12 protein-coding genes are annotated in these 15,385 nt (G+C 70.6%); 5 read left to right on the forward strand and 7 right to left on the reverse strand.

Annotated elements, in window-relative coordinates; translation table 11 throughout:
• Positions 1–434: 434 nt before the first annotated feature.
• Complete coding sequence (locus OG306_RS12055) at positions 435–1,589, forward strand: acyltransferase family protein (protein ID WP_266746188.1); 1,155 nt, start codon at positions 435–437, stop codon at positions 1,587–1,589.
• A 10-nt stretch (positions 1,590–1,599) separates the two neighbouring features.
• On the opposite strand, the gene OG306_RS12060 is transcribed toward OG306_RS12055, so the two are convergent.
• From OG306_RS12060 to OG306_RS12070, 3 genes are read right to left on the reverse strand one after another with little or no spacing between them, the layout of a single operon-like run.
• Positions 1,600–2,106: an HD domain-containing protein gene (locus OG306_RS12060; protein ID WP_266746189.1), complete on the reverse strand. Its 507-nt coding sequence runs from the start codon at positions 2,104–2,106 to the stop codon at positions 1,600–1,602.
• A gap of 9 nt (positions 2,107–2,115) precedes the next feature.
• Positions 2,116–4,596 carry an ABC transporter permease gene (locus tag OG306_RS12065; RefSeq protein ID WP_266746190.1) on the reverse strand — a complete coding sequence of 827 codons (2,481 nt, stop codon included), beginning with the start codon at positions 4,594–4,596 and terminating at the stop codon, positions 2,116–2,118.
• Positions 4,596–5,456 carry an ABC transporter ATP-binding protein gene (locus OG306_RS12070; RefSeq protein ID WP_266746191.1) on the reverse strand — a complete coding sequence of 287 codons (861 nt, stop codon included), beginning with the start codon at positions 5,454–5,456 and terminating at the stop codon, positions 4,596–4,598. Before OG306_RS12070 ends, OG306_RS12065 begins: the two co-directional genes overlap by 1 nt.
• A 245-nt stretch (positions 5,457–5,701) precedes the next feature.
• Between OG306_RS12070 and OG306_RS12075 the strand changes: the two genes are divergently transcribed.
• Positions 5,702–6,904, forward strand: coding sequence for a cation:proton antiporter (locus tag OG306_RS12075; RefSeq protein ID WP_266906738.1), 1,203 nt, complete (start codon positions 5,702–5,704; stop codon positions 6,902–6,904).
• A gap of 133 nt (positions 6,905–7,037) precedes the next feature.
• Here the strand turns inward: OG306_RS12075 and OG306_RS12080 are convergent, their stop codons facing one another.
• Entirely contained in the window at positions 7,038–8,183 is a 1,146-nt protein-coding gene (locus OG306_RS12080) for a PP2C family protein-serine/threonine phosphatase (protein WP_266746193.1), read from the reverse strand.
• 104 nt (positions 8,184–8,287) lie between these two features.
• Between OG306_RS12080 and OG306_RS12085 the strand changes: the two genes are divergently transcribed.
• On the forward strand, positions 8,288–9,520 hold the full coding sequence (locus OG306_RS12085) for a GNAT family N-acetyltransferase (RefSeq protein WP_266746194.1): 1,233 nt from the start codon (positions 8,288–8,290) through the stop codon (positions 9,518–9,520).
• A gap of 82 nt (positions 9,521–9,602) precedes the next feature.
• On the opposite strand, the gene OG306_RS12090 is transcribed toward OG306_RS12085, so the two are convergent.
• On the reverse strand, positions 9,603–10,412 hold the full coding sequence (locus tag OG306_RS12090) for an Fpg/Nei family DNA glycosylase (RefSeq protein ID WP_266746195.1): 810 nt from the start codon (positions 10,410–10,412) through the stop codon (positions 9,603–9,605).
• Positions 10,413–10,509: 97 nt separating this feature from the next.
• The gene (locus OG306_RS12095) at positions 10,510–10,998 is read right to left on the reverse strand and encodes a ribose-5-phosphate isomerase (protein ID WP_266746196.1); all 489 of its coding nucleotides are present in this window, start codon (positions 10,996–10,998) and stop codon (positions 10,510–10,512) included.
• Positions 10,999–11,254: 256 nt separating this feature from the next.
• Between OG306_RS12095 and OG306_RS12100 the strand changes: the two genes are divergently transcribed.
• Positions 11,255–12,706 (forward strand): amino acid permease, encoded by a 1,452-nt coding sequence (locus tag OG306_RS12100; protein WP_266746197.1) that lies wholly within the window; start codon positions 11,255–11,257, stop codon positions 12,704–12,706.
• Between the two features lie 104 nt (positions 12,707–12,810).
• Here OG306_RS12100 and OG306_RS12105 read toward each other — a convergent pair whose 3' ends face one another.
• Positions 12,811–13,407, reverse strand: coding sequence for a biotin transporter BioY (locus OG306_RS12105; protein WP_266746198.1), 597 nt, complete (start codon positions 13,405–13,407; stop codon positions 12,811–12,813).
• Between the two features lie 454 nt (positions 13,408–13,861).
• Here OG306_RS12105 and OG306_RS12110 point away from each other — a divergent pair, with 454 nt between their 5' ends.
• On the forward strand, positions 13,862–15,289 hold the full coding sequence (locus OG306_RS12110) for an amino acid permease (RefSeq protein ID WP_266746199.1): 1,428 nt from the start codon (positions 13,862–13,864) through the stop codon (positions 15,287–15,289).
• Positions 15,290–15,385 lie beyond the last annotated feature (96 nt).

A 15,385-nucleotide genomic window follows, 5' to 3' on the forward strand; every position in this document is an offset into this window, starting at 1 on the left:
TGCGGCCGAGCACCTCTCCGTTCCGTCCATCGTGCCACCAACTCACCCTTGCTGACTGCCAGGTGACGGACCGAAGTGATGGGATCGCGCCATCCTTGCGCCCCGCGTGCGCCTGGGGGCTCACGGTCGCACAGGGGGCGTCATCGGTCCCAGCCCTTGCTCCGCACACCGGTGAGCGATCTGTGAATAAAACAATCACAACAACGTGCGACCGCGACGGTTTCCATATCCACACACTTCATTCACATGTAATTCCAAGGCCCCCGCGCAATGAAATTCACCCCACCCAGCCGCCCACCGTTATGTCCCATTCAATGGGGATGAACCCGGGCATAGCGGTCAGTTCTTGACGGTTTCGCTTTTGATTGAACGCGAACACGCAATATCCGGGCGTAGTTTTACGCAGGGCAATCGAGGCGTCTAAGGTGCTTTAGATGTTCCACGCTCCGAACGTGTTTCAGAGGGCCCCGCTCCCATCGGCGACCCGGGAGTCGGAGCCCAGACGCCAAGGGACGACGACCGCTACGGCGGCGCCCCCCGCACCGGTGGCGAACAAGCCTCCGGCGGGTGCGCAGGCGAAGCAGCGTGACGCCTACTTCGACAACGTCAAATATCTGGCCATCGTGCTCGTCGCGGTGGCGCACGCGTGGGAACCGGTGATGGACGGCAGCCGGACCGCCCGTGCGCTGTACATGGTGGCGTACACCTTTCACATGCCGGCGTTCGTCATCATCTCCGGCTATTTCTCCCGCTCGTTCGATCTGTCCGCCGCCAAGGTGAAACGCCTGGTCACCGGTGTCGCCGTGCCCTATGTGGTGTTCGAGACCGCGTATTCGCTGTTCAAGCGGTACGCGGACGGCTCGCCGAATCAGCCGATCAGCCTGCTCGACCCCTGGTATCTCACCTGGTTCCTGGCCGCGCTGTTCATCTGGCGGCTCACCACACCGCTGTGGCAGGTCCTGCGCCATCCGCTGCCGGTGGCACTCGTCATCGCCGTACTCGCCTCGTTCTCCCCGTCGATCGGCGATGATCTCGATCTCCAGCGGGTTCTGCAGTTCCTGCCGTTCTTCGTGCTGGGACTCCAGCTGAAACCCGAGCATTTCCAGCTGATCCGCCGGGGTGAGGTGCGGATGCTCGCGCTGCCGCTGTTCGCCGCGGCCCTGGTCTTCGCGTACTGGGCGGCGCCGCGGATGCAGCTGGGCTGGTTCTACCGCAACAACAGCGCGCAGGAGATGGGCGCTCCGTGGTGGTCCGGTGCCGTGATGACGACGGCCATGTTCGGCTGCGCGCTGCTGCTCACCATCGGGTTCCTTTCCTGGGTGCCGCGCCGCCCCATGTGGTTCACCGTGCTCGGTGCCGGGACGATCTGCGGCTATCTGCTGCACGGATTCCTGATCAAGGGCGCGGGATACGCCGGGGTGTTCGACAGCTACGACTGGCTCTCGGCGCCCGCCGGTCTGGTCCTCGTCTCCCTGGTCGCGGCCGCCGCGGTGACGCTGATGTGTACGCCACCGGTACGCAGAGTGCTGCGCGTGGTGACCGAACCGGAGATGAACTGGGCGTTCCGGCGGGACGCGGCCGGACGCTGATCCGGCTGGTTCAGTCCGTCGCCGTGTTGGCTTGAACCGATTGCTCGGCGGGCGATTCACCTGGGGTGAGCCCGAGCAACCTCCGTACCTGCGCATACTTCTCGGCCAGTCGGGTACGGGTCGCCGGTTCCAGTACGGCGAGGCGGGCCGGATCGGCGTTGTGTGCCAGGTCGGACTCCTTGATCAGCAGGGCGCCCGGGGTGTCGAGGATGCGCCGGGTGTACGAACCGAGGTCCTCGCCGTCACGTTTGGTGACGGCGAGGACCATGTCCTTGACCTGCTGCGGCAGCGCGGCGTCTGCCAGCCACCGTGCCGACAGCGCGTCGTCCTCGACGGCGTCGTGCAGCCAGGCCGCGGCGATCTGTTCGTCGCTGCCACCCCTGGCCCGTACGCCCTCGGCAACGGCGGCGAGGTGCTCGGTGTACGGGCGTCCCGCCTTGTCCCGCTGGTCGGCGTGGGCCTCGCGGGCGATCGCCGCTACTTCGGCCAGGGTCAGCTGCACGTGTGGAGTGGGCATGGCCCGACTCTACGGACGGGCGGCCGTCCGGCGCAGGGCCGCGCGGGCCGGGACCGTCGCGGCGGCGAGGCCGAGCCCGATGGTGGCGGCGACGAAGGAGCCGTACAACGCGGGTGGGATGTACGGCGATTCGCCCGTCAGCCCCTTCATCATCGGGAAGAGTGTGGCCAGTGCGATGGCGGTGCCGAGCGCGGCCCCGGCCACCGTGACGAGGAGCGCCTCCCAGCGGATCATGTCCATGACCTGGCGGCGGGTGGAGCCGACGAGGCGGAGCATGGTCAGTTCCCGGCGGCGGTCGAGGACGGTCATCACCAGGGTGTTGGCGGCGGCGACGGCGGCGAATCCGCCGAGGACCGCGGCCATGACGGTGTTGGCCCAGGCGTTGATCTCCCGGTCCTGGTCCCGCGCGGCGGCGTAGCCGGAGCGGTCGGTGACGGTGCCGAGCGCGGCGAGTTCCTGTGCGGCGGCGGGGGTGGCCCGTACCAGTACGTCGGAGGCGTACGGGGACGTGACATGGGTCTGCAGGTCGGTGGCGGGCAGGGTGACGAGGCTGGTGCCCAGGCCGCGGCCGTAGACGGCGACGATCTTCGGTGACGCCTCGGTGCCGTCCGAGAGGCGCAGGGTCAGCCGGTCGCCGGTGGCGCGCTTGGTGGAGTCGGCGAGGGTGGTGTCGATGGCGACGGTGCCGGGCCGCAGGCCGGTGAGTGATCCGGTGCGCACGTCGAGGTCCTGGACCTTGGCGAGGTCGGCGCCGGAGCCGATGACCCCCTGGGCGGAGGTGTTCTGGAGTATCCGGTCGCCGCCCGATCCGGTGGGCACCAGGACGGAGCCGCGGAGCAGGCCGACGGCGGTGGAGACGCCGGGGGTGGCCGCCGCCCGTGCGGTGGCGTCGGAGGCGAGGCCCGCCGGGGCGGAGACGATGTGGTCGGCGGTGACGGCGTCGCGCAGCTGGTGTGCGATCACCCGGTCCTCGCTGGTGTGCATGAAGACGAGCGTGGAGGAGAAGGCCATGGCGAGCACGATCGGAGTGATCGCGGAGGCCAGCCGGCGGGAGTTCGTAAGGGAGTTGGCGGCGGCCAGCGAACCGGACGCGCCTGCCACGCGCAGCGGGAGGCCGATGACGGCGGCGCAGATCCGGGCGATCAGCGGGCCGAGGAGGCCGACCGCGATCATGAAGAACATGACGACGCCGAGTGCGGCGTTCGCCGCGTCGTCGCCGCTCGTGGAGGCGGCGACGCCCGCGAAGAGTCCGCCGCCGATGAGGGCCGCGATGCCGAGCGGGGTGCGGATCCAGCCGTACGGGGGGCGTTCCACCGCGGACTGGGCGAGCGCCAGACCAGGCTTGATCTTCGACGGCCTGCGGGCGGCGAAGTATCCGGCGCTCAGCGCGGTGAGCATCGTGGTGGCCGTGGCGATGGTCAGCGGCAGCCAGGACACGTGCAGGTCGACGGGGCCGGGGATGGCTCCCTTGTCCTGGAGCTGCCCGAACCACCAGTGGGCCAGGGCGATTCCGGGCAGAGTGCCGAGCGCTCCGGCGAGCGGGGCGATGAGCAGGGACTCGGTGGCGATGGTGCGGCGCAGCTGGCGCGGGGTGGCGCCGATGGCGCGCAGCAGGGCGAATTCGCGGCTGCGCTGGCCGACGGAGAGGGCGACCGTGCCGGCGGCGGTGAAGACGGCGACCATGGCGGCGACGCCGCCGAAGGAACCGCCGAGGCCGACGAGGACTTCCTGGGCGCCCGCGAGGCCCGCGTCCTCGACGGCGCCCCGGCCGTCGCCGGTGTGGACCTGGGTGTGGGCGGTGTGGCCGACGGCCTTGCGCACCTGGTCGGCGAGGGCGTCGGTGGCGGTGCCCGGGGTGGCGAGCACGGCGATGGCGTCGATCCGGCCGGGGTGGCCGGAGAGCTGTAGGGCCTGCCGGTCGGCGAACCAGACCGTGGCGTCGGTGGCGGTGGTGCCCGCGACGCGGAACTCCCGCATGCCGACGGGTGTGTCGAGGGTGATGTTCTCGCCGGTGCGGTGCTCGGTGCCCGCGGGGACGACGACTTCGCCGGCCCGGGGCGCCTCTCCGGTGAGCAGCCGCGTGCCGGTGAGGGCGGTGGAGCCCCAGCCGTGCGCGGTGAGGGGGGTGCCGTCCTGTCGTACGGGGTAGCCGACGTCCCCGATCGCGGCCGCGGCGCCGGGGGCGGCGGCGGCCTTGGCCGCCAGGGTTGCGGGGAGGCGTGCGGTGTCGGGGACGGGGGTGGCGGCGTCGTACGCGCCCTCGCCGCTGCCGACCGTCATGTGGACCAGTTGGTCGGCGGCGACCACCACGGGTGCCTTCGCGTAGCGCTCCGCGGGTACGGAGGCACGCAGGCCGGTCTCCAGCAGGATGCCGCAGGCGGAGACGATCGCCGCGGCCAGCAGGAGCGCGACGAAGGTCCCGGCGAACGACGCGGGTTTGAAGCGGACGGCCGCGCGGGCGAGGCCGTTCGGGACGTGCGGGGTGAACATCAGGCTGCTGCTCCTGCGTGGGCGGAGGCGTGGGTGGGCGCGTGGGCGCGGGCGGTCAGCGCGGTCATCCGGGCCGCGATCTGTGCGGCCCCGGCGCGCGGCAGGCTGTCCGCGATCGCGCCGTCGGCGAGGAAGAGCACCCGGTCCGCGTAGGCGGCGGCCGCCGGGTCGTGGGTGACCATGACGACGGTGGCGCCGAGGGTGTCCACCGCGTGCCGGAGCAGGGTGAGGATCTCGGCGGCGGTGGTGGTGTCGAGGGCGCCGGTCGGTTCGTCGGCGAAGACCACGTCGGGCCGGGTGACCAGGGCGCGGGCGACGGCGACGCGCTGCTGCTGGCCGCCGGAGAGCTGGCCGGGGCGGCGGTCGCCCTTGTCGCCGAGGCCGACCCGGGCGAGCATCTCGGCGGCCTCGCGGCGGCCCCGGGCGGAGCCGGTGCGCTGTCCGGCCAGGCGCATGGGCAGGACGACATTCTGCTCGACCGTGAGGGACGGGAGCAGGTTGAAGGCCTGGAAGACGAAGCCGAGGCGGGTGCGGCGCAGTTCGGTGAGCCGGTTCTCGCTCATCCCGGTGATCTCGGTGCCGCCGAGGCGTACGGAGCCCTCGGTGGGGCGGTCGAGTCCGGCCGCGCACTGCAGGAAGGTCGACTTGCCGGAGCCGGACGGGCCCATGACGGCGGTGAAACTGGCGCGCGGCAGGGCGAGGTCGATGCCTCGCAGGGCGTGGACGGCGGAGCCGCCGCGGCCGTACTGCCGACGGACACCGCGCAGCTCGACGGCGAGGTCCGGGGAACCGGAGCCCGGTCGGGCGTCCGCCGTGTACTGCCTGTCCTGCGCGCCCTGCCTGCTGCGTCGCAGCCCCATGATGTCCGCCTTCCGTCGCTCGCCGGGCGGTTCTCCGGCCGGCCTCACGAACGTACGGATCACGGACGGGTCCGGACCATGGCGGCTGCTGGCGGATCTCGGGTGGGGCAAACCCCAGGGTGCGGCCGGGGGTGGCCATAGTTGCAACGTCAATCGTTCGGTAAACTAATTACTGACGATTCCTTGACGCTCTCTTGACCGACTGAAGGATCAAGCTCATCGGACACGCGGACACGCTCATCGCCATGGGCGGCGCCTTCCTCGCCGCCGCCGTTCTCGCCCGCGTCGGCAGCCGCATCGGACTGCCGACCATCCCCCTGTTCATCCTGGCCGGAATCCTGCTCGGCCCGCACACGCCCGGCATCGTGCTCGTCGCCGACCCGCACGACCTGGAGATGCTCTCCGCACTCGGCCTGGTGCTGCTGCTCTTCTACCTCGGCCTCGAATTCCATCTCGACGACCTCAAGGCCGGCGGCCGCAAGATGCTCGTCGCGGGCTCCGTGTATCTGGCACTGAACGTCGGCGCCGGGCTCGCCTTCGGCTTCGTGCTGGGCTGGGGCACCTCGGAGGCCCTCGTCCTGGCCGGGGTCATCGGCATCTCGTCGTCGGCCATCGTGACCAAGATCCTGGTCGACACGAAGCGCCTGGCCAGCCCCGAGACCAAAACGATCCTCGGCATCATCGTCGTCGACGACGTCTTCCTCGCCCTCTACCTCGCCGCCCTGCAGCCGATCCTGTCGCGCTCGGACAGCCTCGCCGCCGCGGTGCTCGACGGGGGCAAGGCGTTCGGCTTCCTGCTGCTGCTGGCGCTCACCGCCCGGTTCGGCACGAAGCTCATCAGCAAGCTGATCCACACCTCGGACGACGAGCTGCTCGTCATCTCCTTCCTCGGCACCGCCGTGTTCGTGGCGGGGGTCTCCGAGTGGTTCGGGGTCGCGGACGCGATCGGCGCCTTCATGGTGGGCCTGATGCTCGGCAGCACGACGTCGGGCGGGCGCATCCTCAAGCTGGTCCATCCGCTGCGCGATGCCTTCGGGGCGATCTTCTTCTTCGCCTTCGGGCTCTCCATCAACCCCGGCGACCTGCCGGGCGTGATGTGGCCGGTGCTGGCCGCCGTCGCACTGACCGCGGCGATGAACATCCTCTCCGGCATGGTCTCCGCACGGGTCTACGGCTTCGGCCCGCAGGCCGCGGCGAACATCTCCACCACCCTGACGGCCCGCGGCGAATTCGCGCTCATCCTCGCGACGATGGCCGCCGGCGCGGGACTGGACGAGCGGCTCCCGCCGTTCATCGCCGGCTACGTACTCGTCCTCGCGGTCCTGTCCCCGCTGGCGGCCGGGCGCTCGCACTGGCTGGCCCGCGTCCTGCCGGGCGGGCGGGGCCGGGACGGGGACAGTGACAGCGGCAGTGACAGTGGCGCCGGGAAACTCGCGGTGCCGGCCTGAGCCGGCGACCGGCATGTCCGGGGACGGGGTCCGCCGCAGCCGCACCCCGTCCCCGGACATACCGAAGACCTCGTTCCGGTGATGAACCGCTTCCCGTTGACGCCCGCCCGGTTCGAACCGGTTTGCGTACGGTTCAGGAGGTGCGCGACAACAGCAGCAGCGCCCGGTCGTCGTTGACGTCCTTGGCGCACGCCTCGATCAGATGCCAGGCCGCGCCCTCGAAACCGGTGGCGACATAGTGGTCGGCCTCACCGGTGAGCCGGTCGATGCCCTCGGCGATATCGCGGTCGGACGCCTCCACCAGACCGTCCGTGAACAGCATCAGTACGTCGCCGGGGGCCAGCGAGCCCTTCACCGCGTCGAACTGTGCCCCGTCGTACACCCCGAGCAGCGGGCCCTCCGCGGCCTTCTCCTCCCACTGGCCGCTGCCCGAGTGGAGCTGCAGGGCCGGCGGGTGACCCGCCGAGAAGAGTTCGTAGTCGCCCGAATCGAGGTCCAGGACCAGATGGATCGAGGTGGCGAAGCCCTCGTCCCAGTCCTGACGCAGCAGATAGCCGTTGGCCGCCGTGAGGAAGCCGTGCGGGGGCAGCGAGCCGAGGAGGCCGCCGAAGGCGCCGGAGAGCAGCAGAGCGCGGGAGCCCGCGTCCATGCCCTTGCCGGAGACATCGGTGAGTACGGCCTCCAGGGTCCGTCCGCCGTTGGTACAGGCGGCGACGACGAAGTCACCGGAGAAGGACTGGCCGCCCGCCGGGCGCAGCGCCATCTCCCGGTGCCAGCCCTGCGGCAGCCGGGGCAGAGCGCTCTGCACCCTGATGCGTTCGCGCAGGTCGAAGAGCATGGTGCCGCCACGCCGCCACGGCACGCCGACCCTGGCCCGGAACTGGGCGAGGATCAGCCCGAAGAAGCCGCAGGCCGCGACCACCAGGACGATGCCGGGCGTCACCCGGGCCGGGCCGTCCTCGTACGGTCCGAGGCCGAGCGACTCCACGATCAGGGCGGCGGCGGCGGTCGCGTACAGCCCCAGCAGGCTCGCGGGCCGCAGCAGCAGACCGCCGGCGACGATCGGCAGGACGAGCGCGGCAGGTGAGAACCACACCGGGTTGACCAGCGTGGCGCAGGTGATGGCCGGAATGGTGAGCAGCAGTCCGGCCAGCGCAATCCAGTCCGATCCGTCGCCGCGGAAGTAGTCGACACCGGACTTGCGCAGCGCGATGCGTGCCCGGTGCGCCGATTTCCGCAATCGGGCCGGGTACGAGTCTGCTCCTGCGCGTCGGGCCATTGCGGGGACCTTATCCACCCGATGGCCTCCGGTGCAGGGGGACCCCATGACAATGCGTTCGAAATCGGGTCGACCGGCCGTCGAGCCCCTGATAGGGATGACCCATGACTACAGAGCTTCGCGTGTTGCGTCCATCCGAATGGAACGAATGGTTCGAGTGTCTGGAGCTGGCGTTCGGCGGTGTCGCGGAGGCTCCCGAGCAGCGTGAACTGGACGAGCAACTGACCGAGCACGAGCGGTCGATGGGGATCTGGGACGGCGGCGATGTCGTCGCCACGGCCGGGGCGTTCAGCTTCCGGGTCGCCGTGCCGGGCGGGGCGCTGGTGCCGGCTGCCGGGGTCACGATGGTGAGCGTCGCGTCCACGCACCGCAGGCGCGGGCTGCTGACCTCGATGATGCGCCGGCAGCTCGACGACGTCCGGGCGCTGGGTGAGCCGATCGCCGTCCTGACGGCGTCGGAGCCGGTGATCTACGGCCGGTTCGGATACGGGACGGCCTCGCGGCAGATGTCCGTGACGATCGACACGGACCGGGTGCGGCTGACGGTGCCGGAGGGCACGGACGAGGTACGGCTGCGCCACGCGAAGCCGGACGAGGCGACGGCCGCGTGCGAGGGCGTGTACGAGCAGCTGGTGGCCGGCCGTCCCGGCACACCGGCCCACGCGCCCGGCTGGGAACGGAAGCCGATGGTCGACCCGGTGAGTGCGCGGCAGGGGGGGTCGGCGCAGCAGTGCGTGCTGGCGGAGCGGGACGGGGAGACCGTCGGCTATGTGACGTATCACATCAAGCCGGAGTGGGACCCGTCCGGGCCCAAGGGCAAGGTGTCGGTGAACGACCTCGCCGCGCTGGACCCGGCGGCGTACGCGGCGTTGTGGCGGTTCGTCTTCGAGATCGATCTGACGTCGACGGTCGAGGCACGCAACCGGCCGGTCGACGACGCCCTGCTGCACCTGGTGTCGGACGTGCGGCGGTGCAACATCCGGATCCGGGACTCGCTCCACCTGCGGCTGGTGGAGCTGGGGGCGGCGCTGGAGGCGCGGACGTACCGGGCGCCGCTGGATGTGGTGTTGGAGGTCGAGGACGCGTTCTGCCCCTGGAACGCGGGGCGTTGGCGGCTCACGGCCGACGCGAAGGGGGTGGCGTCGTGCCGGCGGACCGAAGAGGCGGCCGACCTCGCGCTGTCCGTACGGGAGTTGGGCTCGGTGTACCTGGGCGGCGAGTCCCTGGGCGCGTTGGCCCTGGCCGGTCGGGTGCGGGAGCTGCGGGCGGGCGCGCTGGCGGAGGCGTCGACGGCGTTCTCGTCGGACGCGGCGCCGTGGCTGCCCCGCGGGTTCTAACAGCGCCGTGTTCGTCCGGCGGCCGGGCTGGAATCTTCCGCCGGACGGGCGGGGATCGTCTGCCGGACGGGGGATGTGCCTCCTAGGCGCGCTGGCAGCCCGGGCACCAGAAGAGGTTGCGGGCGGCGAGGTCGGCGGTGCGGATCTCGCCGTCGCAGATGTGGCAGGCCTGCCGCGCCCTGCGGTACACGTACACCTCGCCGCCGTGGTCGTCGGCCCGCGGCGGGCGCCCCATCGCCTCCGGCGTGTGCTCGGGGCGGACCGTGTCGATCCGGTTGTTCCTTACGCCCTCGCGCATCAGCTCCGCCAGGTCGGCCCAGATCGCGTCCCACTGCGCGCGCGGGAGGTCCTTGCCGAGCCGGTACGGGTCGATGCCGTGCCGGAACAGCACCTCGGCACGGTAGACGTTGCCGACCCCCGCGATGACCTTCTGGTCCATCAGCAGGGCCGCGACGGTGATACGGCTGCGGGAGATCCGCCGCCATGCCCGCTCGCCGTCCTCGTCGGTCCGCAGCGGGTCCGGGCCGAGGCGGTCGTGTATCGCGAGCTTCTCGGGGTCGGTGATCAGCGCGCACGTGGTGGGGCCGCGCAGATCCGCGTGGTGGTCCTCGTTCACCAGGCGCAGCCGGACCGTGTCGGTGGGCGGTGGGGCCGGGGTCGTACCGAAGCCCAGCTTGCCGAAGAGGCCCAGGTGGATGTGGACCCAGCCGGTGTCCTCGAAACCGAGGAAGAGGTGCTTGCCGTGGGCGTCGACGCCGGTGAACGTCCGGCCGTCGAGCAGCGCGGCACTGTCGGAGAACTTGCCCTGCGGGCTGCTCACCCGCACCGGCCGCCCGGCGAACCTGTCCAGGTGGTCCGCCGCGAGGCGGTGGATCGTGTGTCCCTCGGGCACGACAGCGGCCCTCCTCGGTATACGGCGACGCGGCGGCGTGACGGCGGGGAAATGGCTGTGCCGCCGGGAGCACCGGCGGCACGGGGGCGGAAGTCGGTCAGCCCTGCTGCGGGTGGTGGGCCGGGATCGGGGGGAGCTCGCCGGTCGTCTCGTACGCCGTCAGCATCTCGATCCGGCGGGTGTGCCGCTCCTCGCCCGAGTACGGCGTGGCGAGGAAGATCTCGACGAACTTGGTGGATTCGTCCACCGAGTGCATCCGGCCACCGATGGCGACCACGTTGGCGTCGTTGTGCTCGCGGCCCAGCGCGGCGGTCTGCTCGCTCCAGGCGAGCGCGGCACGCACGCCCTTGACCTTGTTGGCGGCGATCTGCTCGCCGTTGCCGGAGCCGCCGATCACGATGCCGAGGCTGTCCGGGTCCGCGGCCGTCTTCTCGGCGGCACGCAGGCAGAACGGCGGGTAGTCGTCCTGGGCGTCGTAGATGTGGGGGCCACAGTCGACGGCCTCGTGGCCCTGGGCCGTGAGCCACTCGACGAGGTGGTTCTTGAGTTCATAGCCGGCATGGTCCGAGCCGAGGTACACGCGCATGTTCCGAGTGTGGCACGTGCGTCGCCGGGTAGCCGTCATCGGGGTCGGGACCCTCCGGCCCGACCCGCCCCGGCCCGGCGGCGACTGCGTGCGGGCTCGATGCGCAGGCCCTGTGTGCCCAACGTCACTGCCACGGATTCGGAATAAGGGGTTCCGCTTCTTCGGTTCGGCGGGCTTCAATGCATCACTCGCTGCCGCACCCCACTGCGGCAGCCTGGCACGCATCGCGTGTTCCGAGAACGTAAGGATTCGATCCATGACGTCGCAGACGACTCTGATCGGGCCGGGCCAGCAGCCCGGCAAGCCGGACCGGTCGAACGAACCGGGCACACCGAGTTCCTCCGACGGACTCCAGGCGGGCCTCAAGAACCGCCATCTCTCGATGATCGCCATCGGCGGTGTGATCGGCGCGGGCCTCTTCGTGGGCTCCGGCGCCGGTATCGCGGCCGCGGGACCGGCCATTCTCCTGTCGTACGCCCTGGTCGGCCTGATGGTCGTCTTCGTGATGCGGATGCTCGGCGAGATGGCCGCCGCCCGCCCCAGCTCGGGCTCCTTCTCCGCCTACGCCGACCAGGCGCTGGGCCGCTGGGCCGGTTTCTCGATCGGCTGGCTGTACTGGTTCTTCTGGGTCGTGGTGCTCGCCGTCGAAGCCACGGCGGGTGCCAAGATCCTGGAGGGCTGGATACCGGGCGTCCCGCAGTGGGCGTGGGCACTGATCGTGATGCTGGTCCTCACCGCGACGAACCTGGTCTCGGTCGGGTCGTACGGCGAGTTCGAGTTCTGGTTCGCCGGGATCAAGGTCGTGGCCATCGCGGCGTTCGTGATCGTCGGACTGCTCGCCGTCTTCGGGCTGCTGCCCGGCTCGGACAATCCGGGCGCGGGATTCGCGCATCTCACCGACACCGGCGGGTTCTTCCCCAAGGGACCCGGCGCCGTCCTCACCGGCGTACTGATGGTCGTCTTCTCCTTCATGGGCAGCGAGATCGTCACGTTGGCGGCCGGCGAGTCCGAGAACCCGCAGCGCGCCGTCCAGAAGGCCACCAACAGCGTGATCTGGCGGATCGCCGTCTTCTACCTGGGTTCGATCTTCGTCGTCCTCACCCTGCTGCCGTGGAACGACAAGTCGATCGTGCAGGAGGGCGGCAGCTACGTCGCCGCGCTCAACTCCATCGGCATTCCGCACGCCGGTCAGGTGATGAACGTCATCGTGCTCACCGCCGTGCTGTCCTGCCTCAACTCCGGCCTCTACACCGCCTCGCGGATGGCCTTCTCGCTCGGCGGCCGCGGGGACGCGCCGAAGGTGTTCGCCCGGGTGAACAAGCGCGGCGTGCCGCAGGCGGCCATCCTGTCGTCCGTCGTGTTCGGCTTCGTCGCCGTGTTCTTCAACTACCGGTGGCCCGACACCGTCTTCCAGTTCCTGCTGAACTCCTCCGGTGCGGTCGCCCTGTTCGTCTGGCTGGTCATCTGCTTCACGCAGTTGCGGATGCGGGGCATGATCCTGCGCGAGCAGCCGGAGAAGCTGGTCGTACGGATGTGGCTCTTCCCGTATCTGACCTGGGCGACCATCGCGATGATCTCGTTCGTTCTCGTCTACATGCTGACCGACGACGGCGGACGTCAGCAGGTGCTGCTCTCGCTGCTCGTCGCGGCGCTGGTGGTGGCGGTCTCGCTGGTGCGTGAGGTACGGCAGCGGAAGGTCCGCGCCTGATCGGGGCCATCGGCTGCCACGCGACGCGCGGACGCGGAAGAGGCTCGCCGGTCGGTGTCACGACCCGGCGAGCCTCTTCGGAAGTTGCGGCAGGAGCTACGGCATCAGCCGCGACGGCCGATGAGCTTCCAGGACGCGGGCAGCGCGCCCATCGCCAGCGCCGCCTTCAGCGCGTCACCGAGCAGGAACGGCACCAGTCCGGCCGCGATCGCGGCGCTCGCCGACATGCCGGTGGACAGCGCCAGGTACGGGACGCCGACCGCGTAGATGACCGCGGAGCCCAGCACCATCGTGCCCGCGGTACGCAGCACGGAGCGGTCGCCGCCGCGACGGGCGAGGCCGCCGACCACGGTGGCGGCGAGCAGCATCCCGAGGACGTAGCCGAACGAGGCGCCGCCCGCGCCGGAGCTGCCGCCCGCGAACCACGGCATGCCCGCCATGCCGATGAGCGCGTACACGGCGAGGGAGAGGAAGCCGCGACGGGCGCCGAGCGCGGTGCCGACGAGGAGCGCGGCGAACGTCTGGCCGGTGACGGGGACCGGGGAGCCGGGCACCGGGACGGCGATCTGGGCGGCGATGCCGGTGAGCGCGGCGCCACCGAGGACCAGGGCCGTGTCGACGGCGTAACGGTGCCTGGCGGCGGGCAGCAGGTCGGCGAGGACCGCTCCGGTACGGGCAGGGGCGGCGGCAGCAGTGCTCATCGGGACTCCGCGGGGTGAGGGCAGGCGAGGACAGGTGGGACGGACTCAGGCTGACGTTAGCCCAGGGGTTAACGCTCGATCACCATCAGTGGCCCACAAAGCGGCGACTGACGCATTGGTGGGGTTCACACAAAGAGGCTTACGCAATCGCGTGACGGCGTGACGCTTGTCACTGCGATGGGGCGGATGGGCTCACACTCTGCCTGGAGGCCCCACCGGGAGGGACTGTAGGTTTTCACCAAATCCGCACGGTGACCGACCGGCGATCACCCCGACCTCCGTGCCGTACCCGGGTGCGCACTTTGTGTGAGCGTCCTGCCCGTATAGCGGACAGCGGTTCCGTGTGAACGGGGCGCCTGCCCAGACTGTGCGCGCACGTACCCCCCACGTACCCCCACGTCCCCCGTACGTGCCGTACGTCCCCCTTGCCTCACCTACCGAACAGAGCTCGTCCATGTCTCGGATTTCCGCGTCTCCCCCCACCGGTTCCCCGGCCGCCGTCTCCGATGCCGGGGGCGATTCCGCGCTCACCCACGGACTCAAGCAACGCCATCTGTCGATGATCGCCCTCGGCGGCGTCATCGGCGCCGGGCTCTTCGTCGGCTCGGGTGCGGGTATCGCCGCAGCCGGCCCGTCGATCGTCATCGCGTACGCCGTCTCCGGACTGCTGGTCATGCTCGTGATGCGGATGCTCGGCGAGATGTCGGCCGCGAACCCGGCCTCCGGTTCCTTCTCCGTCCACGCGGAGCGGGCGATCGGGCCGTGGGCGGGCTTCACCGTGGGCTGGGCGTTCTGGGTGCTGCTCTGTGTCGCCGTCGGCCTGGAGGGCATCGGTGCCGCGAAGATCGTCATCGGCTGGCTGCCCGGTACGCCGGAGTGGGCCTGGGTCGCGCTGTTCATGGTGGTCTTCCTGGGCACGAACCTGGCCTCGGTGAAGAAGTTCGGCGAGTTCGAGTTCTGGTTCGCCGCCCTCAAGGTCGTGGCGATCTCGCTCTTCCTGGTCCTGGGTGTGCTGGCGATCCTCGGCGTGCTGCCCGGCACGGACTCCCCCGGCGCCGCCAACCTCAAGGGCGAGGGCGGCTTCATGCCGAACGGCGCCGAGGGTCTGGTGATCGGGCTGCTCGCCTCCGTCTTCGCGTACGGCGGTCTGGAGACCGTGACCATCGCCGCAGCCGAGTCCGAGAACCCGGTGCAGGGGGTCGCCAAGGCCGTGCGGACGGCGATGTGGCGGATCGCGCTCTTCTACGTCGGCTCGATGGCCGTCGTCGTCACGCTGGTCCCGTGGGACGACCCGAAGGTCGTGGAGGTCGGCCCGTTCTACGCGGCCCTGAACCACCTCGGCATCAGCGGCGCCGCCGAGATCATGAACGTGGTCATCCTGGTCGCCCTGCTCTCCGCGATGAACGCCAACATCTACGGCGCCTCGCGCATGGCCTGTTCGCTGGTCGCCCGCGGCCAGGGCCCGAAGCGGCTCGGCCGGATCTCCTCGGGCGTCCCGCGCCCCGCCGTGCTGGTCTCGTCCGTCTTCGGCTTCCTGTGCGTGCTGCTGAGCTACTGGCGCCCCGACGACGTGTTCCCGTGGCTACTCAACATGATCGGCGCGGTGATCCTGGTCGTCTGGATCTTCATCGCGCTCTCCCAGCTGATCCTGCGCGACCGGCTGGAGCGCGAGGCCCCGGAGAAGCTCGTCGTACGGATGTGGCTCTTCCCGGTCCTGACGGTGCTGGCGCTCCTGGCGATGGCCGGCATCTTCATCCTGATGCTGCTCCAGCCCGACACCCGTGACCAGTTGATGGCGACCGGTGTCCTGACCGTCGCCCTGGCGGCCATCGGTGTCGTACGGCAGCGGCGGGCCGTGGCCGTCAAGGGCGCCCAGGGCTGAGGCCGGGTACGCGGGGCCGTCGAGGCGTCCTGCCCGCAGGGCACGTCGAGGCCCGAAAGGCTGATCATTTTCGACGCCCTCCTGCTGCTAGCCTGC

The sequence above is a fragment of the Streptomyces sp. NBC_01241 genome, from assembly GCF_041435435.1.
Classification (GTDB): Bacteria; Actinomycetota; Actinomycetes; order Streptomycetales; family Streptomycetaceae; genus Streptomyces.